This window comes from Pseudonocardia xinjiangensis, from assembly GCF_050948425.1.
In the GTDB taxonomy this organism is placed as follows: domain Bacteria; phylum Actinomycetota; class Actinomycetes; order Mycobacteriales; family Pseudonocardiaceae; genus Pseudonocardia; species Pseudonocardia xinjiangensis.
In genome coordinates, this window is the sequence record NZ_CP192009.1 from 5,083,325 (window position 1) to 5,109,597 (window position 26,273).

21 protein-coding genes and 1 pseudogene are annotated in these 26,273 nt (G+C 66.6%); 16 read left to right on the forward strand and 6 right to left on the reverse strand.

What is annotated here, in order from left to right:
- The first annotated feature begins 14 nt into the window (after positions 1 to 14).
- The 3 genes from ACQPZA_RS24000 to ACQPZA_RS24010 all read left to right on the forward strand — a co-directional run bounded on the left by ACQPZA_RS24000 (position 15) and on the right by ACQPZA_RS24010 (position 5,534).
- Entirely contained in the window at positions 15 to 560 is a 546-nt protein-coding gene (locus ACQPZA_RS24000) for a carboxymuconolactone decarboxylase family protein (protein WP_433273962.1), read from the forward strand.
- A gap of 2,653 nt (positions 561 to 3,213) precedes the next feature.
- A complete protein-coding gene (locus tag ACQPZA_RS24005; RefSeq protein ID WP_433273964.1) occupies positions 3,214 to 4,944 on the forward strand; it encodes an ABC transporter ATP-binding protein in 1,731 nt (576 codons plus the stop codon).
- Positions 4,941 to 5,534 carry a hypothetical protein gene (locus tag ACQPZA_RS24010; protein ID WP_433273966.1) on the forward strand — a complete coding sequence of 198 codons (594 nt, stop codon included), beginning with the start codon at positions 4,941 to 4,943 and terminating at the stop codon, positions 5,532 to 5,534. Before ACQPZA_RS24005 ends, ACQPZA_RS24010 begins: the two co-directional genes overlap by 4 nt.
- A gap of 111 nt (positions 5,535 to 5,645) precedes the next feature.
- On the opposite strand, the pseudogene ACQPZA_RS24015 reads toward ACQPZA_RS24010, so the two are convergent.
- Positions 5,646 to 5,791, reverse strand: a pseudogene (locus ACQPZA_RS24015) (IS630 family transposase); the annotation flags it as partial.
- Positions 5,792 to 6,755: 964 nt separating this feature from the next.
- Here ACQPZA_RS24015 and ACQPZA_RS24020 point away from each other — a divergent pair.
- The 9 genes from ACQPZA_RS24020 (at position 6,756) to ACQPZA_RS24060 (ending at position 15,711) form a co-directional block, all read left to right on the forward strand.
- Positions 6,756 to 7,268, forward strand: coding sequence for a hypothetical protein (locus ACQPZA_RS24020; RefSeq protein WP_433273968.1), 513 nt, complete (start codon positions 6,756 to 6,758; stop codon positions 7,266 to 7,268).
- On the forward strand, positions 7,265 to 7,534 hold the full coding sequence (locus ACQPZA_RS24025; protein WP_433273970.1) for a hypothetical protein: 270 nt from the start codon (positions 7,265 to 7,267) through the stop codon (positions 7,532 to 7,534). Before ACQPZA_RS24020 ends, ACQPZA_RS24025 begins: the two co-directional genes overlap by 4 nt.
- A 176-nt stretch (positions 7,535 to 7,710) precedes the next feature.
- Positions 7,711 to 8,136, forward strand: a complete 426-nt coding sequence (locus tag ACQPZA_RS24030; protein ID WP_433273972.1) for a hypothetical protein — start codon at positions 7,711 to 7,713, stop codon at positions 8,134 to 8,136.
- Positions 8,133 to 9,314: a hypothetical protein gene (locus ACQPZA_RS24035; protein WP_433273974.1), complete on the forward strand. Its 1,182-nt coding sequence runs from the start codon at positions 8,133 to 8,135 to the stop codon at positions 9,312 to 9,314. Before ACQPZA_RS24030 ends, ACQPZA_RS24035 begins: the two co-directional genes overlap by 4 nt.
- Positions 9,311 to 10,804, forward strand: a complete 1,494-nt coding sequence (locus tag ACQPZA_RS24040; protein WP_433273976.1) for an SCO6880 family protein — start codon at positions 9,311 to 9,313, stop codon at positions 10,802 to 10,804. The genes ACQPZA_RS24035 and ACQPZA_RS24040 overlap by 4 nt, the downstream gene beginning before the upstream one ends.
- Before the next feature lie 15 nt (positions 10,805 to 10,819).
- Complete coding sequence (locus ACQPZA_RS24045; RefSeq protein ID WP_433273978.1) at positions 10,820 to 12,247, forward strand: hypothetical protein; 1,428 nt, start codon at positions 10,820 to 10,822, stop codon at positions 12,245 to 12,247.
- Positions 12,244 to 14,064 carry a type IV secretory system conjugative DNA transfer family protein gene (locus ACQPZA_RS24050; protein ID WP_433273980.1) on the forward strand — a complete coding sequence of 607 codons (1,821 nt, stop codon included), beginning with the start codon at positions 12,244 to 12,246 and terminating at the stop codon, positions 14,062 to 14,064. The genes ACQPZA_RS24045 and ACQPZA_RS24050 overlap by 4 nt, the downstream gene beginning before the upstream one ends.
- Positions 14,061 to 14,558 (forward strand): DUF4913 domain-containing protein, encoded by a 498-nt coding sequence (locus tag ACQPZA_RS24055; protein WP_433273982.1) that lies wholly within the window; start codon positions 14,061 to 14,063, stop codon positions 14,556 to 14,558. The genes ACQPZA_RS24050 and ACQPZA_RS24055 overlap by 4 nt, the downstream gene beginning before the upstream one ends.
- Positions 14,559 to 14,562: 4 nt before the next feature.
- Entirely contained in the window at positions 14,563 to 15,711 is a 1,149-nt protein-coding gene (locus tag ACQPZA_RS24060) for a transglycosylase SLT domain-containing protein (RefSeq protein WP_433273984.1), read from the forward strand.
- Positions 15,712 to 15,917: 206 nt separating this feature from the next.
- On the opposite strand, the gene ACQPZA_RS24065 is transcribed toward ACQPZA_RS24060, so the two are convergent.
- Both ACQPZA_RS24065 and ACQPZA_RS24070 read right to left on the reverse strand, forming a co-directional pair.
- Positions 15,918 to 16,313 carry a hypothetical protein gene (locus ACQPZA_RS24065; RefSeq protein ID WP_433273986.1) on the reverse strand — a complete coding sequence of 132 codons (396 nt, stop codon included), beginning with the start codon at positions 16,311 to 16,313 and terminating at the stop codon, positions 15,918 to 15,920.
- A gap of 483 nt (positions 16,314 to 16,796) precedes the next feature.
- Entirely contained in the window at positions 16,797 to 17,675 is an 879-nt protein-coding gene (locus tag ACQPZA_RS24070) for a TauD/TfdA family dioxygenase (RefSeq protein WP_433273988.1), read from the reverse strand.
- A 59-nt stretch (positions 17,676 to 17,734) separates the two neighbouring features.
- Between ACQPZA_RS24070 and ACQPZA_RS24075 the strand changes: the two genes are divergently transcribed.
- Together ACQPZA_RS24075 and ACQPZA_RS24080 are read left to right on the forward strand one after the other, a co-directional pair.
- A complete protein-coding gene (locus ACQPZA_RS24075; RefSeq protein WP_433273990.1) occupies positions 17,735 to 18,166 on the forward strand; it encodes an NUDIX hydrolase in 432 nt (143 codons plus the stop codon).
- Positions 18,163 to 19,335: a helix-turn-helix transcriptional regulator gene (locus ACQPZA_RS24080; protein ID WP_433273992.1), complete on the forward strand. Its 1,173-nt coding sequence runs from the start codon at positions 18,163 to 18,165 to the stop codon at positions 19,333 to 19,335. The genes ACQPZA_RS24075 and ACQPZA_RS24080 overlap by 4 nt, the downstream gene beginning before the upstream one ends.
- Before the next feature lie 1,619 nt (positions 19,336 to 20,954).
- Here the strand turns inward: ACQPZA_RS24080 and ACQPZA_RS24085 are convergent.
- Together ACQPZA_RS24085 and ACQPZA_RS24090 are read right to left on the reverse strand one after the other, a co-directional pair.
- On the reverse strand, positions 20,955 to 21,644 hold the full coding sequence (locus tag ACQPZA_RS24085; RefSeq protein WP_433273994.1) for a hypothetical protein: 690 nt from the start codon (positions 21,642 to 21,644) through the stop codon (positions 20,955 to 20,957).
- A gap of 323 nt (positions 21,645 to 21,967) precedes the next feature.
- Positions 21,968 to 22,411 carry a hypothetical protein gene (locus tag ACQPZA_RS24090; RefSeq protein WP_433273996.1) on the reverse strand — a complete coding sequence of 148 codons (444 nt, stop codon included), beginning with the start codon at positions 22,409 to 22,411 and terminating at the stop codon, positions 21,968 to 21,970.
- A 720-nt stretch (positions 22,412 to 23,131) separates the two neighbouring features.
- On the opposite strand from ACQPZA_RS24090, the gene ACQPZA_RS24095 reads away from it, so the two are divergent.
- Entirely contained in the window at positions 23,132 to 23,620 is a 489-nt protein-coding gene (locus ACQPZA_RS24095) for a hypothetical protein (RefSeq protein WP_433273998.1), read from the forward strand.
- A gap of 492 nt (positions 23,621 to 24,112) precedes the next feature.
- Here the strand turns inward: ACQPZA_RS24095 and ACQPZA_RS24100 are convergent, their stop codons facing one another.
- The gene (locus tag ACQPZA_RS24100) at positions 24,113 to 24,631 is read right to left on the reverse strand and encodes a hypothetical protein (protein WP_433274000.1); all 519 of its coding nucleotides are present in this window, start codon (positions 24,629 to 24,631) and stop codon (positions 24,113 to 24,115) included.
- Between the two features lie 1,106 nt (positions 24,632 to 25,737).
- Here ACQPZA_RS24100 and ACQPZA_RS24105 point away from each other — a divergent pair.
- Positions 25,738 to 26,259, forward strand: a complete 522-nt coding sequence (locus ACQPZA_RS24105) for a hypothetical protein (RefSeq protein WP_433274002.1) — start codon at positions 25,738 to 25,740, stop codon at positions 26,257 to 26,259.
- The last annotated feature ends 14 nt before the right edge of the window (positions 26,260 to 26,273 follow it).

A 26,273-nucleotide genomic window follows, 5' to 3' on the forward strand; every position in this document is an offset into this window, starting at 1 on the left:
AATTGACCTTTGACATGACGCGCCTTCCCTATCGCAGCACCGAATCGATGACCGAGGAAGCTCGCGAGCTCACCGTTGAACGGGGCAACCTCAACGTCTACCGCGCGCTCGCAAACGCCGAAAATGTCTTCACCGGCTGGATGGTCGCCGGCCGCGCGGCACTGACCAGTCCTGTCGTAAGCGCCCGTTTGCGCGAGCTGGTGATCTTGCGGACCGGTCACCTGATGGGCTCGCCCTACGAGGTTGCCCAGCACAGTGGTATCGCCGAGAAGGCCGGGCTGACTGCCACTCAACTCGTCGCCCTTGCGTCCGGCCACCTCGACTGCGCAAGTTTCGACGAAACCGAGCTCGCGGTCCTGCGCCTCACTACTGAACTCATAAACACCAAACAAGTGTCCGCAGCACTCTTTGAACGGGTCCGCAGTGTTCTGGGCGACGAGGCGACGATGGAGGTTTTAATGCTCATCCACCGCTGGTCCGGCCTCGCGCTGATGCTCAACGCGCTCGACGTGGACCTCGACACCGACGCCCGCATCTCGATTCCGCAGTCTGCCGGATGATTCCGTCGATCGCACACTAAACGAGTTCATGAGGCCTGTAAACCAAGCGCGGCGGCCACCGCGCCGGTATGTGTCTGCTCGTGGCGGCCCCTGACCGCGGCCGCGCCACCCCTCCCCCGATCACGGCGCACGTCAACGCCATGCACGCCCGCCAGCGGGGCCCGGGTGAGCGCGCGAACGCCGGACTGAACAGGTAGAAATTCCTCCACAACAACCGGTCCTGCCCCACTTGAGCCACCGAACTGATCATCGCCATCCGAGTCCTCACCCGCGCCAGCCGACCGAGCGGAAAAGCTCAGCAGGCTGCGGGCTTCATCGCACGGATACTGCGGCGCCGGGCGCCCGGCGGGTGAGCTGAGCCATCAGTGCAATCTTCGGACCAGTCAGGCGGCCGGATCGGAGATGGCGGGGCCTCAACCCGACGGATGGGTGACGCGGCAGTGAGGTGATTCCAGCAAGATCGGCGTAGCTGCAGGTATCGAAATCGCTGAGTAGGAGCGCTCCGGCGACTAAATGGCCGTTCTTGGATGGGCTGGCGGTGATGCACTGGAGGGCGCGCCAGCGAGTGATGAGCAGGGCGAAGCCGCGTTGACCTATGGCGGTGCAGCGCGTTGTAGGTCTGGTTGTCCGCGAACAGGACGTTCCCGTCACGGGGATGCTTGATCGGGTGGGGACGCCGTGACCAGCGCCTTTGTAGCCGGAATCGGCGAGCGCGGGCAGGTGAGCTGCGAGGCCGACCAGACAGGGCGCCAAGGACGTCCTCGCGCGGGCGGTGGTGTGGTTGTGATCGTGTCTCGTGTCCGGGCACCAGCTCGGAGGTCTAACTCGGAACATCGTCCGGCCGCATCACGGCCTGAACATTCCCGCCGAATGCGGGGCGGTTGCTCGAGTACCAGCTGTTATCGTCGTGCCCTTCGCGGTGGTGACCGTCTCGGCGCAGCGGTCGGTGCGGAACACCCTGCCGTCCACGATGACGTGGACCAGCCCTGCTCGGCGACTTGGCGCCGGGCCTCGTGCAGGTCCGGCGCGTGGGCGTGCAGCGTGGTGACAACCTCGTCGCGGTAGCGGGAGGCAGTCGCTCGGGCGACGCCGAACCCGGCGGCCAGCACCTTCATCTCCTCGCGCTTGCGCTACCAGACCAGCACCAGCATCGCTTGACACCAGCAGGTCAGCGCCCTGTTCCCGCGGCGGGAACCGCGCTCGACGTTCGGCGCGCAGTAAGCCGGTCACCACAGTGACCGGTTCGCGGGGCACCTCGAGCACGGCTCGATAGGCGATCACTGGAGTCCTCGTCCTGGGATGGAGCTTGTGGTGAAGAACTCCTATCGAGGACCCCACACCCATGCCATCACTGCCCGCTCGTTCAGAGTGCCTTTGTCGCCGACGGCAGACACGATGCCTGCTGAGAGCATCTCATTAGGCCGAGTTGCCTGGGTCATATGGCCGGATTCCGTGTTATCGACAGATTCAGTCTCCCTGCATTGTTGCGGCGTCACATCGTCCTGGCGTCGCGCTTCGGGTGGTTTTTGCCGGTCGTGAGCTCTCGGTCCGGCCTGCGGGATCCCTTGGCTGATCGAACTGATTCATGTAGCGGATAGATCACTCGGCGAATTGCGATAAATAGAGCTTCGATACCAGTCTTGACTCATTGTCGACCGCGTTCTAGAGTTCGTACATGGCAATCATTGACCTTCATCTTCCCCCACGCGAGGAGCCGTGGTTCCGCCATACGAAATGCGACGATACGGAGGTTTTTGCCGTATTGAGGTAAGGACCGATCGGTGGGGTTGCGCCTGCAGCCCTAATGCACTGCGACGCTTGTATCGCTTGTATCGCTTGCATCGCGTTAGGTGTGACCCTGATACGCATGGGCGATCGTCACGATGTTCAACGCGCTCAGCCTAGTCAACGGGCTGGGCGTGCCGTTGGACGTGTTAGCTGGATCAGCACTTCGGCTGGCGCTCCACATTGTGGGCGTTCTTCGGGTCAACAGGTTTGATCCCAATTGAGGTTCAGACAGACCGGTCGCTGCAACTGGCGCGGGCGACGACGAGCTGAACGCTGCACCACTAGCGAGATTCCACGAGAGTGGAACCGAAAGTCTGAGCGCAAGATCTTCGGCGACTTCGGACGCTCCGGCCGTCGCTATATAAATTTCCTTGCGAATGACGGACAAGTACAGCTGCCTGTCGAGGGAACAGAGTCCGCTCGAGCGCCTGTTTGTAGTAGCGGACGCTATAAGACACCCGGGCGCGGTCGCCCGCGTAGCTTCACATTGGCTTGATCTCGAGATGGCAGCCGAGGTCCGAGTCGACATATCGAGCGTGAGAAACAGGTTCAGAGTGGATGACTGTGATCAATTTTTCTGCCGTGTTCGGGACAGCGTCGGCGGGGCTAGTTACCCGCGGGCTGCGAACATGTTGATCGGGGCTGGGCGCGGGCGACGGCGCGACCGCGCGAAATCGCGGGACGAGCATGTGCAGGTGCGGCCATGAGCGCGGGCCCTTCGACGTCGCCGGCGGTGTCGAACGAATCTGCCAACGGGCCCTCCGGCAGGAGCAAGGCCTACGCAGAAGGGGCGCCCCGGCCGTCGGGCAAGGACATCGGCACTCTGCAGGAGCTGTGGCGCTTCCGCGACTACGGTCGTGCCGAGTTGCGGCCGCTGCTGCTGGGTGTGTTGATGCGGGCTCTGGAGCTGCTCTCCGACCTGGCTGCTCCATGGCCGCTGGCCCTGGTGATCAACGACCTGCTCAGAGGCGGGAACAGCAGCGGACCGCTGAATCAGGTGGCGAGGGGGTTCGGCGGGACGCCGTTGGCGATGCTGGCGGTCGCGGCGGTGGCGGTGCTGGTGTTCACCGTCCTCTCCGGCGTATTCGACTACCTCGGCGATCTGATCCTGAACAGTGCGGGGGAACGGATCACCGCCCGCATCCGCGCCGATGTGTTCGCCCACATGGAGCGCCTGCCGCAGGGCTATCACGACAAGCAGGCGGTCGGTGAGCTGACCAACCGGGTCATCACCGACACCAGTCGCATCGAGACCAGCCTGGTCTCGATGTTCTCCACCCTGCTGCCCGGCGTGCTGACACTGGTCGGCGTGGCTGCGGTGATGATCGCGGTGGACATGCGGCTGGGTCTGATCGCGCTGTGCGCGACCCCGCTGGTGTTCTTCACCGCGATCCGCTACGCGAGGTTGACCCGTACGACCGCGCGCCAGCAGCGCGCGGCGGTCGGGAGGCTGACCGGGTTCGTGACCGAGTCGCTGCAGGGCATCCGCACCGTTCACGCCTTCGGCAGCCAGCAGACCGAGGATGAGCGGTTCGGAACCACGAACGCCTCGCTGCTGGACATCGGGCTGCGCCGCGTGGATCTCAGCGCAAGGTTCACCCCGATGCTGGAGTCGGTCGCCGCCATCGGCACCGCCTTGCTGCTGTTCGTCGGTGGCTGGGGCGCACTGCACACCTGGTGGTCGGTCGGGGTGCTGGTGGTGGTCACCAGCTACCTGGCCAACATGCTCAAGCCGATGAAGGACCTGGCCAAGCTGTCCCCGAGTTTCACCGAGGGCGCTGCCTCGGCCGAGCGGATCGGCGCCATTCTGGACCAGCCCGAAGCCCACGTCGGGCCTGCCAAGGGGCTGCCAGGCCGGGTCCGCGGCGAAATCGAGCTGCACAGCGTCGGGCTGGACTACGGTCGCGGCCCGGTGATTCACGGGCTCAGTCTGAGTATCGATGCCGGGGACCGGATCGCGCTGCTGGGCGAGAACGGGGCCGGCAAATCCACCACGCTGGGGTTGATCGGCGGGCTCTACCGCCCGACCACGGGGCAGGTGCTACTGGATGGCCACCCGGTACCGGATGTGCCCGAACACTGGCTGCACCAGCAGGTCGCCATGGTTTTGCAAGACACCTTCCTGTTCTCCGGCACCCTGCTGGACAACCTGCGCTACGGCCGCCCCGACGCCACCGACGACGAGGTGCAACAGGCCGCCGAGTCCGCGCTGGTCACCGAGTTCGCCGATCGTCTGCCCGACGGGCTCAACACCAGCATCGCCACCGGCGGAATCGGGCTCTCCGGTGGTCAACGCCAACGGGTCGGCATCGCCAGGGCGCTGCTGATGGACTCCCCGGTGGTGCTGCTCGACGAGCCCACCGTCGGGCTCGACAGCACCGCCGAGCAACTGGTGGTGCGGGCGCTGACCCGGCTCATGGAGGGCCGCACGGTCGTGATGACCACCCACCAGCCGGCGTTGATCCAGCTGTCGAACCGCACCGAGTACCTGCGCCGCGGCGGCGTCCTGGAGACCCCTCCGCCGCGACCGACCGCGCCACGACCGAGCGACACGCGCGTGGGCAGCACGACCCTCCACCCAGGAGCCTTCCGATGACCGACGGCGGGGACCTTTCTGCTGCGTCGGGGGATCCATCCGGCGCCCCGCCGATGATCATGATCATCCGGCACGCGGAGAAGCCAGACACCACGGGCCCGCACGGCATCGCCGCCGACGGGGAACGCGACCCACATTCCCTAGCTCTCGGAGGCTGGATCCGGGCCGGGGCCCTGGTCGGGTTCTTCGCCCCGCCCTGGGGAGATCCACCTTCGGGGTTGCGCCGACCCGATGCCGTCTACGGCACCGGTTACGCCGAAGGCCACAGCAAGCGCTCCGTCCAGACCGTCACGCCACTGGCCGCCCGGCTCGGGCTGGACGTGGTGTGCCGCTTCGCCCACGGCGAAGAGAAGCATCTGGCCGCCGAGCTGTGCACTCGTGGCGGCACCACCGTGGTGGCCTGGCACCACGGCTCGATCAAGGAGATCGTCCGACATCTGGGCGAGGTGTACCCGAGACCGCCCGTGCACTGGCCACACGACCGGTTCGACGTCGTCTGGACCTTCACCCGCAACGGAACCGGCTGGAAATTCGCCCAGATCCCTCAGCAACTGCTCCCGGGGGACCTGCCACATCCGATCAAGGGGTGACCACCGGCCGGGCACAGGCGATGGGCGGTGTCTGGAAACGTGGCTCGTCGAGTCGCGATTCGGGCGGCCATGCGATGTACTCCGGCGTGTTACTCCGCAGGCCTGGACCTAGGTCTTCTCGTCAACCAAGAGCACGATCACACTCCCGGCGGATCCAGGTACAGGCCGACGACATCCGCTACCTTCGCAGCGAACTCCGGGTCCTTGCTGAGATCGAACGTGCCCTGCCGATGTGGCCTCAACCCAGTTGCGCACCACAGCTTCGACACAAGTGGTGCGAGACGTACACGCCCTCGGTGCGCCCAATTCTGGTCTGCGCGGACACGTGAACCGCCCCGGCGTGTCCGGAGAGTTACTGGGTGTGAAGTTGGTGACCCAGGTGCGGTTCGGCTTTCGAGACCGGGCCCCTCGCGTCGGTCGTGGCACGGGTCGGTAGTGGCGCTCGGTACTACGCACCGAGACCTGGCGCGCCGAGGCTGGGGAACCGAAATCCCCGCGTTCGCGGGACGCACCGGCCGGTCGTGCCGGGCCCGAGCAGGACGGCCCCGAGCGTTGCGGCGGCGCTGCAGGTCTTTTCCGGAGGTCGCCCACCGACCGGGCCGGTGGACCTCTACACCTGGGAATGCCGTTGGGTCACATCGCCCGATCGATCAGCGCCTGACCTGACCGTATGAATCGCGCAGGAACGTCCACCGCTAGGAAACCTGAGGAGCCGCTGGCCCCTCCCGACGATTCCGTTGTGGCACGGCGCGGGTGGCGCGCGCAGCAGCATGCCGTAGGACGGGATCGGCGATCCTCGTGCCGTCATCTGTCCTGATTCGGCACAGCGCGCGGCCATCAGCGTGTGACCAGTCAGGCACCGGGCCGTCAGCCATCCGCCAGTAGCCCGGTCGCTGCGCGCGCACGGCGCGACGACAAACGGGGCAGCAGAGGTTCTCCACCTGCTGCCACCGACGCTCCTCACGCCCGGAAGGACCGGGCAGAACAAATCGTCGACTCGTCATGCCGGCTCCCTCGAGTGGTCGGCGCGAGTGTGCGAGTCGGCGTTGCTCCCTCATGTCGTGCTCCGTGGTCACCTCCACGGCCACGAGGCGAACGCGCCAACTGCCACGTTGCGACCGCACCCAGACCCGACGCTTCCCCCGACACGAAGGGAGGTGGCCGGTGAGCGTTGTTGCCGGGGCGAAGGAGTCGCCATCTGTGCGACACCGTGGCGGAGCAGTGCGTCGGGGCCGGCTGTCTGTCGCCGGCGTCGCCGGCGGGGTCGGCACCACCACTGTTGCCACCGCGATCGGCGCCTCCGATGGGGGCGTGTTCGCCGGGCGCCCCGTGGGCGTGCTGGTATGCCGAGCCACCGGGGATTCGCTGATCCGCGCGGGCCGGGCGGCGCAGCTCGTGGCCGCAGCGACCGGCCGCCACCCGGTGCTGGCGGTCACGGCGGCGGACTCGTCGGGACCGAGCCGCCCGGTGAGCGCCCGGCTTCGTCTTCTGGAGCCGCATGCGGCCGCGGTGGTCGTCTTGCCCTTCGTCCGCCGATGGCGTGACCTCGCCACGCCGCTCGAGGACGTCCGCGGCCTGCTCACCCTCCCCCGGGCCGAGGTGCCCCGGGCGTTGCGGCGGTACGCCGCCGCGCTCCACGACCTGTCCGCCGCCCTGGAGCGCCGCTCCCCGGCCGCGGCCCGCCCGGCTACGCCCGGGCGGGCCGCAATTCCCACTCGAGGAAGGACACCATGATCGTGCTCAAATCTGCCATTCCCGACCCTCCCCCTGTCGCTCCACCAGGCCTTAACGAGCTGGCGGGAGAGCTGCTCGGGTGGCTCAAGTGGGGGGTGATCGTCGCCGGGATCCTCGGGATCTTCATCTGCGCCCTGATGCTCATCATCGGCCGCCGCAACCGCTCAGCCACCGCCTACGAGGGCCTGGTGGGGTCGGCCTGGGTGATTGGCGGCCTCGCGCTGGCATCGGTTGCTGCGCTGCTGGTGGGGGCCTTTCAGATATGACCAGGCGGATCCTCCCAGCGGCCGTTGCCACGACAGCGGTGCTCGGTGTCGCACTTGGTTGCTCGACCACGCCCAGTCCCGAAGAACCTAAGTCGGACGAGGTCGTCCTCGTGGCGGTGCCCGGCGGCATAGCGGCTTCGTCCCCGCAGCACGGTCCGTCCCATGAAGTCAACGGCTTGGCCACCGGCTTCAGCCATGACGAGCTGGGCGCCGCCCTTGCCGCAACCCACATCGGGGCGCGCACGGCGCCGGCAGCAGGAGCAGACGTCGTCGCACCGACACTCGAGGAGCAGTGCTGGGGCGACGTGCCACGTGCACGCGAACGCATCTTCACCGCCCTCCCCCGCCCGGACGCCCTACCCCAGGACGTCACGGTTCCGGCCGCCATGTACTTCCGAGTGATCGCCGGTGACCCCCAGGGCGAGTTCGTCGTGGTCTCGCTGCTGGCCGACACCCCGCAAGCCCGCGCACGGGGTGGGCTGTCCCGGGTGGACGCCACGATGCGCTGGTCGGGACAGGACTGGCAGTTGCGCGTTCCACTCCCCCGCCCCAGCATCCAAACTGGCACCTCCGGCTATCGCCTGCTGGGACCGACGCCGTGATCGCCCCTCTGCAAGCTGCGGACGAGTGCGGCACTTTCGACCTGGGCTGCCAGGCCGGCCAGGCGTTCGGGTCAGTGCTGCAGAGCATGATCAGCGAGGTCGCGCGCGGAGCGGCCGAGCTCGTGGTGACCACCGCGACGTGGTGGGTGGAGACCGACAGTGTCGACCCCCGCGATCCGGCTGTCGTCGCCGCACAAGGCGCCACCCGGGACCTGATCCTGATCATCCTCGTCGGCTCCGTGCTGGTGCAGTCGATCCGGCTCGTGATCTCCCGCAAGGGCGAGCCACTGATCATGGTGGCGACCGGGCTCATCCGGTACGCGATCGTCTCGGCTCTCGGGCTGGCCATTCTGCAGAGCGCGCTGCGCGCCGGCGACGCCCTGGCCAGTCAGCTACTCGACGGAGCTGCGAACAACTTCGCCCTCCTCATGCAACAAGTCCTCATCGACGGCGACGCCTCCTTCCTGGTGCTGCTCGTCTCGCTGATCGCCGCGGTGCTCTCACTCGTGCAGTGGGTGCTCATGGCGATGCGCCAGGCCGGACTGCTGGTGCTGGCGGCGATGCTGCCCCTGGCCGCAGCCGGGTCACTGACCCGCTCCACCCGGGGCTGGTTGGACAAGCTGATCGTCTGGCTGATCGCGATGGTCGCCTACAAGCCTGCGGCCGCGTTCATCTACTACATCGGCTTCTCCTACCTGTCCTCGCCGAGCGCGGCTGACGCAGGCAGTACGGCAACGATGATCACGGGGATCATGGTGCTGCTGCTGGCGGTGCTCGCGATGCCGATACTTCTGAAGTTCTTCGCCTGGTCCGGCACGCAGATCGGTGGCGGAGGCGGCAGCGGCTCCGGGTTCCTCGGCGCCGCAGGCGCGATCGCCATGTCTCAGGGCTACGGCTCAGCGGGAGCCGTGGGACGTGCCGCGACGATGGAGGCCAGCGGGCCCGGCTCGTATGCGACCATCGCCGATGCCGCACCTGCCCGCGGTGCGGCCGGTGACGCCGTAGGGCCGAGCGCCACCGCGGCTGGCGCAACAACCGGCGCAGGTTCGGGCGCTGCCGGGCTGGGCGCGGCTGGGCTGGGTGGCGCGGCAGCAGCAGCCGGCATAGCCGCAACGACCGCTGCCCGCGGCGCCGCCGGCGAGATGCTCGGGAAGCCTGATGCGGGAGACCGCGAATGAACCTCGACCACTCGCGAAGCGTCGACAGCGGGCCCAGGCTCTACGGGAACTGGCGCGCAGAGCGCGGCTGGGGCGTCGGATCGCTGTCAACAACGTCGACCATCGTGCTCTTCTGCGCCGTCCTGGTCCCGCTGCTGGCCGTGTCCGCCGTCCCGGCCGCCACCATCCCGCTGGCCGCGACCTCGGCGATCGTGATTGCCGCGGTGGTCGTCCGCATCGGCGGTGTCAGCGCCATCGACGTCGTGCTGCGTCGAGCGCGCTTCCACCGGGCGCAAGCGGCGGGATGGACAGAGCTGTCCGCTGGGGTACTGACCGAGCATCCCCGCGCGGCCGACCTGCCCGGAGTGCTGGCCCCGCTTCGCCCCCTCGACGTGGACGACGGCCGCGGCGGGCGACATGGCCTGCTGTGGCACCGTCGCACCGGCATGCTGACCGCGGTCCTGCGTTGCTCTCCCATCGGCCTGGACCTCGCCGACCCCGACCGCGCCGACACCTGGGTCGCCTCCTGGGGCACCCTGCTTGCCGACCTCGGCTACCTGCCGTTGATCCGCCACATTGCCGTCACGGTGGACACCGCCCCCGCCGGTGGCACCACCATGCGCGACCACGTCGCCCGAGAACTCGATCCCACCGCTCCACCACTTTCCCGACGCATCCTCGACGAGCTCGTCGTACTCACCCCGGCAACAACCGCAGACATCGATACCCGCGTCTCGGTCTGCCTCGACCCCGCACGTGCCACACCCCGCCCCACCGACCTCCTCGCCGCCGCCGTCGAAGTCGGGCGCCGCCTGCCGGCGATCGAGAACAGCCTCGCCTCGTGTGGCGTCGCCGTCCTCGGCCGAGCCTCGACCGGCTGGATCACCGGCCGCATCCGCGCCGCCTTCGACCCACACCTGCGCCCCGACATCACCCGCCTCGGCGAGACCGACTCCGTCCGCACCTGGCAGGAGGCCGGCCCGATCGCAGCCCGTGAACGCTGGGACAGCTACCGCCACGAGGGCGGACTCTCCGTCACGTGGGCACTGCGGGAAGCGCCGCGGCAAGCCGTCGGGTCCGGCGTTCTCGCCCCACTGCTCGCACCTGGCCCGTTCCCCCGCCGCACGACATGGCTCTACCAGCCCTACCCGGCCGACCAGGCCGCAGCGAAGGTGGAAGCCGAGGTCACCTCAGGTCAGGTGCGCCGAGCCTGGGCCGAGCGCACTCGCCGCGACGAGACCCAGCGCGAACGCGACGACCGATCCCGCGCTCTCCAGTCCGCGAGAGAGGAGGCGCAGGGCGCCGGCGTCGGCCGCTTCACCCTCTACGTGAGCACCACCGTGACCCACGACGACGACCTGCCTGCCGCCGTCGCCGACGTCGAGCAGCGCGCCGGCCAGTCGAAGCTGCGGCTGCGCCGGCTGCGCGGTGCCCAGGCCGCAGGCTTCGCCACCGCACTCGGAGTCGGCATCGACCCGGCCGACCTGCTTACCCACCGCCGCGGCCGCTGACCACGGAGGGACCACATGATGACCACACCCGATCACGAGCCGATTCCCCGCGCCTGGGGATGGCCGGTCCGCGGCGGCGGACGCGCCGGCCACGTCGAAGGCGGTCACCACTTCGCCGGAACCACCAGCCAGGTCTGCGGGCTGTTCCCCTTTGCCACTCCATCCGGCAGCGACGTGCGCGGGGTCCCTATCGGCCGGCATCTGCACACTGCTGAGCCAGTCGGGCTGGATCCCGCACACTGGCTGCGCACCGGTCTGGTCTCCAACACCGGCGTCTGGGTACAAGGTCAACCCGGCATCGGGAAATCCTCGATCACCAAACGCATGCTCACTGGACTCGTCGGGTTCGGCATGCGCGCCGTCATCCCGGGAGACGTCAAAGGCGAGTACAGCCCCCTGGTAACGGCACTCGGCGGCTCGGTGTGGCACATCGGCCGCGGCCTGCACGCGCTCAACCCCCTCGACGCCGGCCCCCTACGCACCGCGATCACGACCGCACCGGATGCCGACCGCACCCGCCTGATCGAGACCCTGCGGGCCCGGCGGCTGTCCCTTCTCGAGGCACTGATCACGATCGTCAGACGCGACGAGCCCGACGTCACCGAACGTCGGCTGCTCGGTGCCGCGCTCGACATCGCCGTCGACGCCGTGCAACGCCGAGAGCCGGTCATCCCCGACGTGCTCACCGTGCTGCTGTCCGGCGCGTCTCCCCTTCAACTGGTTGCAGCGTCGGCCGACGACATCGACTACCGGCGGCTGACCCGGTCGCTGACCAACGCACTCGGCCTGCTGTGCGAGGGCGCCATCCGCGGCATCTTCGATCGACCCAGCAGTGCGAGCTTCGACCCCGCCACCCCGGCGCTCTCCCTTGATATCAGCGCGCTGGACGACGATGACGACGATGTCGTCGCTGCCGCGATGCTCTGCTCGTGGGCGTGGTCGGCCGCCTTGACGGACGCCGCTGCCTTTGGCGACCACTGCCGGAACGTCGTGCAAGTGCAGGACGAGCTGTGGCGCGCCCTGCGCGTCGCACCGGGTCTGGTCGAACGGTCCGATCGCATCACCCGCCTCGGGCGCCACCGTGGCGTCGTGTCATTCCAGGTCACCCACTCCCTGGACGACCTCGAAGCCCTCCCAACCGAATCCGACCGCGCGAAGGCCCGCGGCATGGCCTCACGCAACGGCGTTCTGCTCCTCGGAGGCATGGCCGAGAAGGAGCTCGACGGGCTGCGGCGGATCACCGCGCTCAGCCACGGCGAGGCTGCGCTGATCACATCCTGGGCGGCTCCCCCGACCTGGCATGCCGGCCGCATCCACCCCGGGCGCGGCAAGTACCTGATCAAGTCCGGACAACGGGTCGGCCTCCCGATCGCGCTCACCCTCACGCCCACCGAGATCGCGCTTCACGACACCGACCGTGCCTTCCACAAGGATCAGCCGTGACGCCGGGACTGTTACGTGAGGCAACCGCACCGCTGCTACTGCTCGGCGGCATCGGGTCCGTGGCCCTCCTTGTCGGTGACACGTGGGCGGCTGCCGGAGTCGCCGCGTTCGCCGCCACCGGCGTCTGGGTCGCTCCTGCAGCTGACCTCGAGCTGCTGGTCCTCCTGGTCCGCGACGGCGCCGCGGCGGTACTCGCGCCAAACGCCAGCACAGCCACCTTCTACAGCGCCTTCGTCCTGATACTCATGATCGAGGTGTGCCCAGCGTTCGTGATCGGCCGCCTCGTCGCCGGGCACAAACCGGGAGACCCACAACGCGCGATGTTGCGTTCCGCCGAGCTGGGCGAGCTGACCGGCACCGCTGCCGTTCGGCGGGCCCGCGCACTGCGTCCTACTGCGCGCGAGTTCGGACCCTCCGACCATGGGCTGCGGCTGATGTCGATCGACAAGCAGCCGGTCGCGATGTCCTGGGAGGACGTCGCTCTGGTCATCATGGGCCCGCGGTCGAACAAGACCAGCGCGCTGGCCGTCCCCACCGTGCTTGCCGCACCTGGGCTCGCCGTCGCGACGTCGAACAAGGCAGACCTGTGGGCCCTCACGTCCGGGTTGCGCGCGCAGGCAGGTCCGGTGTGGACGTTCGACCCGCAGCACATTGCCCACGTTCCGCAGACCTGGTGGTGGGATCCGCTGCGCAGCATCGCCGACGCCGATCCGGCCGAACGTGTCGAAGCCGCATCCCGGCTCGCCGGCCACTTCATCGGCACGATTGGCGGTGACCGACGCGACCCATTCTTCCACGCGGCAGGCGAGCAGGTCCTCACGGCGACCCTGCTCGCCGCGGCGATCAGCGGAGGGACGCTGCGCGATGTCGTCGCGTGGCTACAGCCCGGCCGCCGGGACGCGATCGCCGCCCTCGACAAAGCTGGCGCCGGCATGGAGGCCGCCGACCTCGAAGCGACCCTCTCCGGGGCCGACGTCACCACCAAGGGCATCTTCCAGACCGCCCGCACCGCTACCAAAGCACTCACCTCCGAGCGTCTCCTCCGGTGGATCACCCCGCCGCACACATGGCGCGATCCACCTGAGCACCAGTGGCCGGCCGAGCTCGACCTGTGGGACCTGCTGGCCGCCGCCCGCGACGGGCGCGCCACCGTCCACCTGCTCTCCAAGGAGGGCGCCGGTACCGCCGCACCCGTCGTCACCGCGCTCGTGGACCGCATCCTCGAAATCGCCGAACTTCTCGCCCAAGCATCCGGCGGCCGGCTCGAACCGCCCGTCGTCGCCGTCCTCGACGAAGCCGCGAACATCTGCCCGATCCGAGCGCTGCCCCAGCTCTACAGCCACTACGGCTCCCGAGGCATCCAGGTCCTCACCATGCTCCAGAGCTACCAGCAGGGCGTGGGCGTGTGGGGCGAACAAGGCATGCAAGCCCTGTGGTCCGCCGCCACGATCAAGGTGATCGGTGCCGGCGTCGACGATCACAGCTTCCTGCAACGCCTCTCCGGCCTCATCGGCGACCACTACGTGCTGCGCATCTCCACCAGCGTCGACCGTGGCCGCACATCCCGCCAGTACTCCCAAGCCCGCGAACCGATCATGCCCTCCTCCACCCTCCGGGCCCTTCCCCGTGACCGAGCCGTCCTGCTGTCCACCGGACGCCGCCCCGGCCTCGGTCATCTGCACCCCTGGTACCGCGAGCGGGAGCACACCGACATCAGCGACTACGCCGAGACCGCGCTTGCCGAGCTGAAACGTGCCGCCGCCGAAGCGCTCGGCCCTTCAAACCCCGTCAACCGTCCGACAGGAGCTCCCCGATGACGAGGTCCGACGAGCGGCTGATCGCCGAGCTGTGCGCACGTGTTCAGGCGCTGGAGGCCTGGCGCACCCACCAATCCGACCAGCTCGACGAGCTTCTCAGCAGCATGCCTTTAGCTGAACCGCCGACCGAGGCCCTGACTGAGGATGACGAACAGCTCGACACCGACGCTCTGATCGACTGGGTGCACGACACCGTCACATCAGTGATCGCCCGACCTCTGCGCGGCGAGCTCACCTGGTGCCCGTTGTGGTGGGAGCACCCCGAAGCCGTCTTCCGTCTCGAGGCACTCCGCCGCGCCTGGACCGAGCTCGCTCCCGAACCCGGCGCCGCCATGTCCATCTGGATCCGCGACCACCTCGACCCCTGCCTGCGTGAACTGCTCACCCCGCTCGGCCCCTTCGCCGACTGCACCCACAACGAGCGCTACCGCGCCTTGAACGGACACACCCCAGTCCCGACGCTGCCGACGAGAACACCCGATCAGACCGGCTGACCACATGCGCACGATCCTCATCGTCGCCAGTGGACTCGTCGCGGCACTTCTCGTGCCCATCCTCTTCATCGGCGCTCTGCTGGGTGGTCTCAGCAGCACAAGATCGTCCAATGGGATCAACACCGCCGCGATCCCCGCGCTCGCCGCCGAGTCCCTTGCCACCATCACCGCCGTCACCAGCACCAGCTGTCCCGAGCTCCCGCCGGTCTGGGTGATCGCCCACGTCCAGGCCGAGTCCAGCTGGAACCCGGCAGCGTTCAGCACCGATCACAATGGCGGTGCCGCTGGGCTCTACCAGCTCAACGAGACGAACTGGCAAGACGCCGGCGGAGCAGGCTGGGCCAGCACACCACCACCCCCGGACGCCGACATTCTTCAGCCGCAGCAGCATCTCCGCCTCGCGATTCCCTGGATCTGCCGCAACCTGCGCGCCGCGACAGCGCACCTACAGGCCACCGCGAAGCCGACTACACCTCTGGACGGAATGCTGGTCTGCCACATCGCCGGCTGTGGTCGTCTCACCGGGTCGGCCACCGGCGTCCCGCGTGCCGGCGAAGCGAACTGTGACGCGTCCTGTGCCGAGCTCATCGGGACGTACATCGAGCGAGTCCACGCGCTCGTCGAGCAGTACAGCGCCCCCGCCGGACCCGTCTCGATCACCGACCTCCCCGCACCCACGCCATTCATCGGGGCCAGCACCACCTGCACTGCTGCGGACCCCACCGGCGGCCGCTGCCTCACCCCGGCAACCCGGCACGTCTACGACGAGATCACCCGCGCCTTCGGACAACCCGGACCCGACGCAGCGATCCGCTCTGCCGGTTGCTGGGACGAACACGGCTGGAACCCCGACAGCGATCACCCCCAGGGTGCCGCGTGCGACTACTTCCCGGCCACCGCAGGTCAGTTCCCAGCGGGTGACGACCTCCAGAACGGCTGGAGGCTCGCGACCTGGCTTCGCGCACACGCCACCGCTCTTCGCGTCAAGTACGTGATCTGGCAGGGGCGATTCTGGTCACCGGATACGCCCGACACTGACGGTTGGGGACGGCCCTACACCGGCGGCGGGATCTACGACCCGAACGACGCGACCGGGGGCCATTACGATCACGTCCACCTCAGCGTCCTTGATGGGGAAGCGCCGGCTCCGTAGCCATGGGGCTGCCTTGGAGTGGCTCCGAAAGAACGTCTTGCCACGGTGGCGGTTGACGCGAACCGGGGCGTCTATCCCGGTCAGTGACCTAGCAACGGGAACTGACACGCGACTGACCGCCATTGGCCTGACCCGACCCGGCTGGACATCCCGGGAAGGCGCACCCTGCTCCCCCTGACCGACAGCCCTGCCGCTGGTCGCGAGGATCATCGCCGAATTGGCAGGATCACCAGCATGGATCGCCTTGCCTGTCGTGCGAAGCCGACCGCGGCAGCCCCTACAACGAGATAGGCGACGGGTACCAAGAGCCACAACGACTGCCCCGTTGGGCGCTTTGACACAGGCCGCACCGGCCCCGGCGGCCCGGCCCCGAACCGGCGCTCGAGCAACGTCTCTGGCAGCACCCGAAGGGCAGGCATGATGTTCGCGTCGACGTCCTGAGAACGAAACACACGCACCTGGATCGCGTCGATCGGCAGTCGCAAGGACGACCACGTGGCCTGGGTCAGCCCGTCGACAGCGTCCTCGTAGGGCAGCAGCGTCCCGTCTGAGCTACGACACGCCTTGGCTGTCACCTCGACCACAACGAGGGTCCCCGACATGCGTCGCTCCAACTGAACCCCTGTGCAACCAGAGCGCAGACCGACATCCCCGGAGGAGCCACACGAGCAGAGCCCGAGCAGGAGGAAGACAGCAATGGCGACAGCGGCCCGCGACCGAGACATGAGTCGAGGCTTGATCTGAACCGCACTCTTGACAATAGGCAATCGACAACCTGTGGATAACATCTACAACTGCCCCCACGTCGACGAACCATGCGCGGCACCTGACGCCGCAATCGAGATTCGACGCGCGCTGGCCCGACTTGGCGCGAAGGGGCTGGCGCCTCGATCAGCATTCCTCACGTGCGTGTTGGACTGCGTCAGTCGCGATCCGCGCAGCGGAGCACGGCCATCGAACCGGTGTCGTAGAGCATCCTGCGCAGCTTCCGTCTGGCCGGCGGTAGTGAATCGTCAGGATCCGACCAGCCCCGCCTGGCTGGGACGCCACGAAGCGCACGGCGACCTCGATCACGGACGCGGTCTTCATGCACCGACTCCTTGAGTTGGAACGAACAAGCCCACGTAGTGCTCGCTAGCCCTCGACCGGAACCCCGCGATGATGGGCGTGCTCTGGCGTGGGTCAGCCGTAACCCGATACATGAGACGAGGCCCGCTGTAGGCCAGGCGTCCGTGCAGCCAGTGATAATTGTTGATGACGTAGCCCGCGCCGATACAGGCGGGCAATGTGACGATGTGGCGCTGGATGGCGGCCCGCAGAATGGACACGTGCGGCGCCACAGACGGAGCGAATCGTACGAGTGGATCGAGGCGGTGCCGGACAGCGATCGCCCCGCCGGGCTGGTGCGTGAATACTGAGCCGAGGTAGCCGTCGCCCCCTCCGAAGAGCACGGTGCGCGGAGTCCGGAACGCCTCGAGAGCAGTTGGCGAGGTTCGGGCGAGGTCGTCGTGGACCGCCCTACCGTCAACCAGAACGATGTCGCCACCCTCGGTCGGTCCACGTCCGCACGCTGTCAGCAGGAGAACGGGCGGCGTCGGGACGCCGGAGCGGTCGGTATGCGGAGGGAGTGCGCTACGGGTGAACCCTGCGTGGGCCGGCGAGGACGCACCGCGGTCCTCGATGGTGGTGACTCCGCCAGGCCCGCTGTCTCGGTGCGGGACCACCGTGCCCATCCCGGACGCGAGAGCAGTCAGGTCCTCCGCACGACTGACCCCGTCGATCAGCGCGATCCCCGACTCGGCAACATCGGCGACAACGTTCGTTAGATCAGTGTGGTGCCGGATCGCTTGCCCAGTCAGCATAAAATCCCCTCCAGGACTGAGAGTTGCTGTGTGGTCAAGCAGACCGCGACTGCGCTCGCGGGTCCACTGACAGTTTGTCAACCTCACAGCACATCTCCACATGTCACTGCTATCTTGGTCGTGCACAGAACCGCGCCGGAGCACTTCAGGAAGGATTTATCGTGCCCTCCACAATTGAGGCATCCTTTCCAGTATCTGTCAAGGGCGTCGTGGTTCGCTCGAATCGGGTACTACTCCTGAAGAACGAACGCGAAGAGTGGGAGCTCCCCGGCGGCCGAATCGAGATCGGCGAGACTCCTGAGCAATGCGTAGCCCGTGAGATCCGGGAAGAGACAAGCTGGCGGGTGCGTACCGGCCCCATCCTCGACAGCTGGATGTACTACATCGCCGTCGCACAGAAGCACGTCTTCATCGTCACTTATGGGTGCGAGCCCGACACCGAGGCGCAGCCCGTACTCTCACATGAGCACAAGGAGATCGGCCTCTTCAGCCCAGCCGAGGTGACGCAGCTGAATATGCCCGACGGGTACCGCCGGTCTATCGCCACCTGGATCGAGCAACTCGAATCTGCGTCCAGCAGTCGAATGCCATGAGCGGCGACCACCGACCCCACCGCAGATCGGCGCTGTGGCTGTGGTCGAGCGACGAAGCCAGCCGTGCCCTTCGCAGCCGGGACCTCGCCAACATCTTCAAGGCCTACAGACGGCTCAACGGTCTGAGTCAGGAACGCCTGGCGCAGATCCTCGGCTACGACAAGACCTACATCTCGATGATCGAGACACGGCGCCGGACGATCAGCGACGTTGGCGCCCTCCGCTCGATCGCACACACACTCGCCATCCCCACCCACGTCTTCGGCGTCACCGACGCCGATGACGCCACGTTCGCGGCCATGCTCCAGTTCGCCGGATCCGTACTGTCGCTCGCCGATGTTGCCCGCCGCACCGGCCGTGCAGCTGATGCAGTCAACGAGTTGTGGCCACTCGTCGCCCGACTCGAGGCCCGAGCAGCTGATGGGTTCGTGGACCGCGACTCACTCACCCTGCTCAGCAGAGCGCGCGCAGCACTCGGTATCGCACTCGGCACCCTCCTACCGGAGGAACGCCTGGCTACCGCCGCCCGATGGACCGGGCAGTCGCTCGCCATCGCAGAGCGACTCGGCGACCAGAATTTCCTCGCACACATCCTTGCGATGCACGGCAATGAGCTCCGCAAAGCCGGCCGACTCGACGCCGCGATAGCACGGCTCGTACGTGCCACCGACCTCGCTAGAACCCCGGAGCATCAAGCATCGACCTACGCATTTCTGGCAAGGGCCGCCGGCGAGGCGGGAGCAAAGGACCTTTTCGACACGTCGATCGACGCATACAGGCGGCATCTCGACAACACAGACTCTGACGGCATGCTCACGAACAACCTCGCGCTGCGCGAAATTCGCCTTCGTGGCCTCATCGACACGGGTCGCGTAGCTGAGGCCGTTCGGCTCCACGCCGATTGTCAAGACTCGAACATCATCGTAGCCCCGCAGTGGATGGTCATTGAACGAATCACAGCCGGACACGTTCTGCTCACTTCGGGAGAGCAAGTCGGAGGCACCGAATCCTTGGCGACCGCGCTCGCGGCCGCAGAGACTTACCACCTTCCTCACCAGGTCCAACGAATCGCCCGAATAGCTGCACAACATCGAATCGAAGACATCGTGGCCGCCGCGCAATCAACACTCGAAAGACTTCAAGCCACTCTCGCGTACGCGCCACAATGATAGTCCGACGAACCTACATAAAGGTCGGTTCCGCCAGATGCATCAAGCTGACTTTCCCAGCGCCGGTCGGCCTCGATCTCGAGCAGAACCGTTGAGAAAGTCGTCAAGTCAAACATCCAGGGGGCAGCTCCGCGGTCAGCCCGACAACCCACAGGATAGGGCCGTTCATCAGTTGACAACCCAAAGGGCATCGAGGCCTTCCCGCGCCCGACCTCGCACGACAGGGCACTGCGAAGCTGACTACGACCACGACCACGACCACGACCGAGCACCAGGTGGGACCGGAGTGTCAAGCATGTCCCGGGACTACACAGTCGGTCATCGAGCGTGGGTGTTCAGACTCTCCATACCTGTTCAAGGCGGCGCCTGGCGGCGCCGCGCGGCGCAGTGTCCGATGCAGCCGCAAGCGCTCGCGCGGGGCGTGCGGCCTCCGGCCGGTCCCCGCGCGGCGCGCGGCTGCAATAGCCTGCCACCGAGTGCACAACGCGGATGATACGGGCGCTATGTTGCCGACTACTTCGCAGTCAATACGGAGACGATCACTGCCGCTATCGCGACTGCTACAGAAGCGAACGTGACTATGAGACTCCACCTCGGGTAAACGCTGCCGGCCTGTGATCGGCGATACTCGTCCAGGGAGAAGGGAATGATCATCGCGGAGTTAGGCGGCGTCGGACCGACCCGCTCCGCCAGGATAAGGAATACAATCCCGACTATCAGGAGGGCCACGACGACTACACTCGACGGTTTCAATGAGAAGCCGGGAGAAATATTATAGATCAGATCTGCTTGTGCGATAGTAAAGTAAATTGCGAATGAGACAATAAGTAGACCGGGTAGCCTCAACGCGCGCCGGTAGCTAGCTCTGGTCCTGGCGCGGGACCTAGCCCAAAGGCGGTAGATCGCTTGATTAGAGTCCTCGGTACCGACTGAGATTGCCTCGAATTCATTCAGAATTACTTGGGTCGCTGGCGTGACAACGCGTAGCGACCTAACCTCGTCATCGCTGAGGCGAGCGAGGTCTTCAGCGGCCGTGAAGTATCCTCCAATGAACTCGACTCGTACGTCTTGCACAGGCGCATCGGGAGGGAAGTCTCGTTGACGCAATATATCGATTAGGGCACCTAGGTCATCGACTGTCACTAGGATGTGCCCGAGAGAACGTTGAGGTTCCTCTTGTGGGGGACCTACACGATGGATCGTCACAACCTCGAACTATAACGATCGGCAGCGACCAACCGACAGTGCGAGGGTACTGCCGACTCACGGCGGAGCCAGGTACAGACTGAAATGCATCATGCCCTCGCCGGGCGGGCAGATCTCCGGGATGGGGGCGTGCCATCCCGACGACCTTCCGGAGGGCTACCACGCGCCCCCTCGTGGGCAGAGCCCCGCAGCGTCGGGTGCGGTGTGCGTCGAGGGCTGCCCACGAGGCGCCGCGCGGTCGGGCTGCGCCAGGTCGACGGGATGGCACCGAAACGTAGCTCCAGGTGCGGTGATGAGCGAGCCGGGCTGGCCGTCTCTGGCCACTCGGGCCGTGCGGGCCGTGCGGGCCGGCGCGTCGAACGTGGATCACCGCGACGGAAGGCGGGAGCGCGTTCGCGCCGCCACGTCCTACGCTAGCTGTCCGATGCGGTGGCGTGTGCAGGGCTGACTTCTATCGTCTGGATGCCAGCCTCCTCTAAGAACGGATTGATGACGCTGGCTGCACCTATGAACATCTCATCAAACGTTCGCGGAATCTCGCCATATGGTTTCAGTGTTGGCAGAAAAAGCCGAAGTGAGATTCGCTCAATCTGTGCGAGCTTTACCCCGGGACTGCGGGAGTCATCGATAGCCTCTGAGACGTTGACTCCCAGTTGTACCGTTGGTGACACTTCGACACCGAAACGATGCTTGTCAGCATTGCTTAGGGCTTGCAAAGTCTTAGTCCATTCCACATTGTTAAACGGTTGGACGGCCTCGATCCAGGAAATGTGCTTCGGGGACATGTTGCCGAGGTCCATGATTGTTTTTTGGGTGCACCACTTGTTGCGATCGCCAAGTATTGGGAACTGTGTTTTCTCCTGCGGTGCGCCTTGGTCAAGCCAGCTTGCGTTGTAGATTAGATGGTCTAGCGCACTACGCAAGTAATGCAGAGTCTGGCTCGCGATAAAACTTGCCTCGCGCTTGTCCTCGGCCGTCACAATCTCGGCGTGCGGCACCTCCCATGTCAAGCTACCTGCCTGCGGTTCGTCCGGGACACCGCGGACCCACGGCCAAGTTTGCGCGTTGATCCGCTGAAGGAGGCGTTGTGCGACGGAGTCCATCTGACTGTACGTGCGGTGCGCCTGTGCGTACCGAAGCGCACTCCACCAGTACGACGGCGTGTCGGTGTCGGAACGGGGGACAAGGGCTATGTACATGCGTGGGGGAGCGCTATCGGGCACCCATCCATAATTGCAGAGCGGGCGAGCCAGTTATCCCGGGCGTCGGCTAAAACTACGCGACGGCCCCGGGGGGCGGCTCCGACGTACTGCAACATGTCGGACCCGGGCGGACGCCGTGGACACCTGATCAGCGCGAACGTTGGCCATTGGCTAGCTCAGGGTGGCGCGTGAGGCGCTTGGCAGTCAAGGCGACGCTGGTCCGATCAACCGGGTCGCTGCGGCGCGGCGAGGGCCTTGGCGATCGCCTTCAGCTCCTCCGACAAGAACGGCGTCGCGTAGGTCTTCAGGACTTCCGGCTCGGTCGGACAGCGCTGCAGGTCGGGGCATACCAGTGGGATCGTCACTCTGAATGCCTTGGACAGGTTTGCAATGGAGGAAGCGTCGAACGCCGCCTTGACGAGGAGCTTCGACCCCGATGCGAAGGTCCGGGCGACGAGGTCGTCGACACCCAGCCTCGTCAGTCCCTTCTCGACGGTCTCGCCGGCAATCTTCTCGTATGTCCCGGAGTCGACAAGCGTGGCTGCAGTGTTGAGCAGCTTGCAGAGGTCGTGACCTCGGGTGGCGCGTCGTCCGAACGGCAGTCCTTCGATGATCTTGTCGGCGATGCCCTCATAGAAGCCGTCCTCATCGAAGACGTACTGGATCACGCCTTCCGTCGCCCCGGGCAGCTTCGCTCGAAGTCTGCGCCGTGCGACCTTTCGTGCCTCGGTGATCGACTGCCGAACACGCTCCCTGGTCGACGGCCATGGCGATTCGTCCTTGGCAGGCCGGTGACGAGGAGGAACGGATGCCGTGGCCTCGGACTCTCGTCGTGGCTCAGGGATGCGAGGCCTCGGTGGGGGCGGTGGAGGAGTTCGTGCGACTGTCGGTCGAACCTTCTTAGGTCTTGCAGCACGCGTCGTCTTGTACGACCTCGCCATACTCACGAGCGGCCCGTACCAGGTTCGTCGGTACTGCCAGTGATCCTTGCCGATGCCGGACTTCCGATAGTGCCGCTGTCCACACCGCGTGCACCAGTAGAGCTTGCCAAGCTTGGCCACTGCGTTGACGCTACGTAGTCGCGCGATCACAGCCCAGCGGCCGTTCGGCTTGAGGCGCCAGACGGCGGCAACGTCTGCGCCCGCGGGCTATGAGCACTGGCGCGACCGTGCAGCGCAGGTCGAGTAGATGGCGCTTCGGCTTCGGTGTGGAGGCGGAGCATGTCCGGAGGAGCCCCAGCTCAGACGGCACGGAACGACATAGGCCGGGCGTCGAGATCCCGCCGGATCCGCCTTACACCGAAGAGGTCACTCTCGATTGGGATATCGCCGACGTGCAACGGCAGTTGGGCGTGCTGCGACTGCGCGCGGCGTCCTACGGTGCCCCGCGTGAACTCCCTCCCGATCTGGGTACCGCTCATCGTCGCCGGGCTCGGCGTGCTCGGCACCGTCGTGGGCACCCTGGCCGGTGTCCTCGTGACGCAACGGCGTTCAGACCGCAGGGAGCGGGAGAGCTGGGAACGTGAGCGCGTGCGGGAGCGGGAGCTCTGGGTGCGGGACGACATGCTCCGGACCTTCGAGCAACGACGGGATGCCTATGCCGACTTCTATAGCTCACTACGCATTGCGTACCTGGCCGTCATCGGCATCGGCGAGGAGCGCGCGGACGGCTGGGAACGTGAGCTGGAGCGCAAGTATGACAAGCTCCGGTTGTACGCCTCGCCCGAAGTCTTCCGAGCAGCGGACGAGGCCTTCACCGAATGTCGGCTCCTGGCGTCGGGCAGGGGTTCTGCGCAAGAGTATGACGATCTGGAAGACGCCTTCATCGAGGCGGTGAGGCGCGACATAGGCGTCCCGCGGGATCTATGGTCGGCCTAGCAAGGACGGCCGGTCCAAGACGCCCGACGACGCTAGTGGAGTGCAGAGTGCCTACGGCGTTCGCTGCACGGTGGGCCGCGTCCCCACGCTGACACCACCACCGCGACGCATCGCGTACGCCACCCTCTGCCTTCGGTCGTCGCTGTCGGACTGCGCCAGATGGAGGGGCATGGGCACGGTAAGGGCCGGCCTCGGAAGCACCAGAAAGGCACCACCGCACGCGCCACCCGTCCGCATGGGGTGACACGGGCTGGCACGACGAACAGCAGAAACGTGGCTGCAAACTACGAGCCGAGCAGAAGCGTCCGCATTGACACGGAAGTACTCACCCGCGGGGTCGCCCGGTACAAATCCGGTACAGAAGGCAACTGATATTCCGCGGCACTCTGCGGCACGAGCCGGCACTCAGTGGCAGGTCACGGCATGATCATCAATGAAACCCCCGGTGAGACACGGTTCACCAACTACCGCTGACCCAGGTCGCGCTGTCGATTACGTCAAGTTCGTTGATCGTCGGCGCCGTACGCGAACGACCAGCACGCATGTCAGAACGATGACCCCGCCGAGCGCGCCGAGCGCGATGACCCACCCCAGAATCGGAGACTCGGCGGGCGCCGCAGATGAAACCGCACCAGCAGGAGCAGCCGACGTCGAGGGTGAGGCTGGCAGCTCGTGGGTCGCAGTGCAGTTGTTGTCGGAGTACGGCGACGTGGAGTTGATCGGATGGAACTCGTACCGCTGGCCGGTCACGTAGGAGCGATCCACCGACGTGGCGGCGCCCCCGCCGGGAGGGTCGATGGCATCCGTGCCGCGCACCTCCACCATCAAGCCCGCGTCCGTCCGAACCTGAGCGATGCGCCCCGCTCGTGTCGTCTGAATGACGGTGCCGCTGAACGCCGCATCCGATAGCCGCGGAGTTCCGGCCGCGCAGGATGCCCACGCTGGCGATGCTGCCCCTACGGACAGCACGAACAGGTGCGCCGCCGTCAGCAGCACCGTCACCACGATCATCCAACGAGCGCCCGGCTTCCGGCGAGACCTCGTGCGACTCAGCCTGCACTCAACAACTGATTGCGCAACCGACGCCGACACGTCCGCGATACTCCCATCCTGCCGCGCTTCCGCCCTGGGCACCCTGCCGACATCCCTGTGGACCTCTGCCCGACCGTTACCCCGGGCCGCCGATGCACCGTGAGCCGCCCTCAACCGCTTCAATTACGCCTCGGGTCAACGTGCGTCTGATGGGCTGGAGAGGCAGCAGAGAGGCATCACCAGCATCGGCACGTGCTGATTCGCCGAGCGGTCGATGGCACTACTACCAACCGCAACAGTCCTGAGCGGCACGACAGGACACGCCAAATCCGCGTTCAGACCGAAGTGCTCATGCTGAGCACGCACTGCGGACCAACAGCGGCAACCAGGGACTCAAGTGAGCGCTCTACCAGTCCGCGTGCTGAGTAGTCGGTCATGACTCAGTGAGTAAGTCCTACTTTCGCCCGCAACGCGGTGCGGGCAAGGGCCAACGTCAAGCCGTCATCGCCTTGCGCCATCGCCTGCTCAGCATCATGCGCACTCGCTATTTCTAGATGGCCGAGGGACCCGCTGGGGCCTAACGGAAGCATTGGGCTGCCGCCCCCGGCGGGGTGTGGCCGGCTACGCCTGCTCCTCCCATTCCGCTCCCTCTACCTCCTGCCCGGTCGCGGTCGGCTACCCGACCCCGCTCCCACCGAGTTCGCGTCTGATTCTGTTGGCAGCATCTCCGGCGTCCGGCACGACCAAGATCTGGTGCTCGTCCCGGGAGACCACGAAATCGAGGTGTACCGAAGCAGCGCTGAAGCGCCGCTTCGCCCTGATCCGAGCACTCTTGCAGCTCGCGGTCATCCCCGGAACCACGCACGAGCCACGTGTCAGGTGGCTTCCTGCCGAGGGCGGTATGGGTAGACCTCGGGCACATGGGACCCGCCCTACTCCATTCGGGCTACGGCCGCCGGATCGGCAACGCGGCGACAGCGCTCCTGGTAAGCCCTCCCCCTGTGATCGCGGAGCAACGCAGCGACCACGCAGCGACCACGGACGGCAGCAGGATCGACCGCGCCGCCACTGGGAGGAGCAACGGCATGGGGTTCCACCGAGTCTTTCCGGCGATGTTGCTGCTCACCGCCGTGGTTGCGGGGTGCTCATCGCCGTCTGTCCCTCCGCCGGCACCGACCACGCCGTCGACTCCGGCCGACGCCGCGGAACAACGAGCCCTCACCGCGTACGAGGACTTCTGGACGGTCACGAACTCCGCCCTCGCCGCCCCGAAGTCGCGCGACTGGACCGCGCGGCTGCAAGAGGTCGCGACCGGGCAGGCACTGGAATCGCTCCGCACGGATGTGGAGAACTACGCCAGCCTCCCAGCGCATACAGAGGGCGCAGTCACCCGTGAACCGGTGGTGCATCGCCTGGCTGATAACCGTGTCGAGGTGGTCGATTGCATCGACCTCGGCGACTCCCGGCTCGTCTCCGATACAACCGGAGCCGTTCTTGACGATCTGGCGAATCGGGTTCAGCGCTACCGGTACCGAGCCGAGCTTCTCACGGTCGGGGACGGATGGGTTGTCGAGCGCACGGCACCAGCGCTGGACGAGCCGTGCTGACCGCCTCCGCTCTG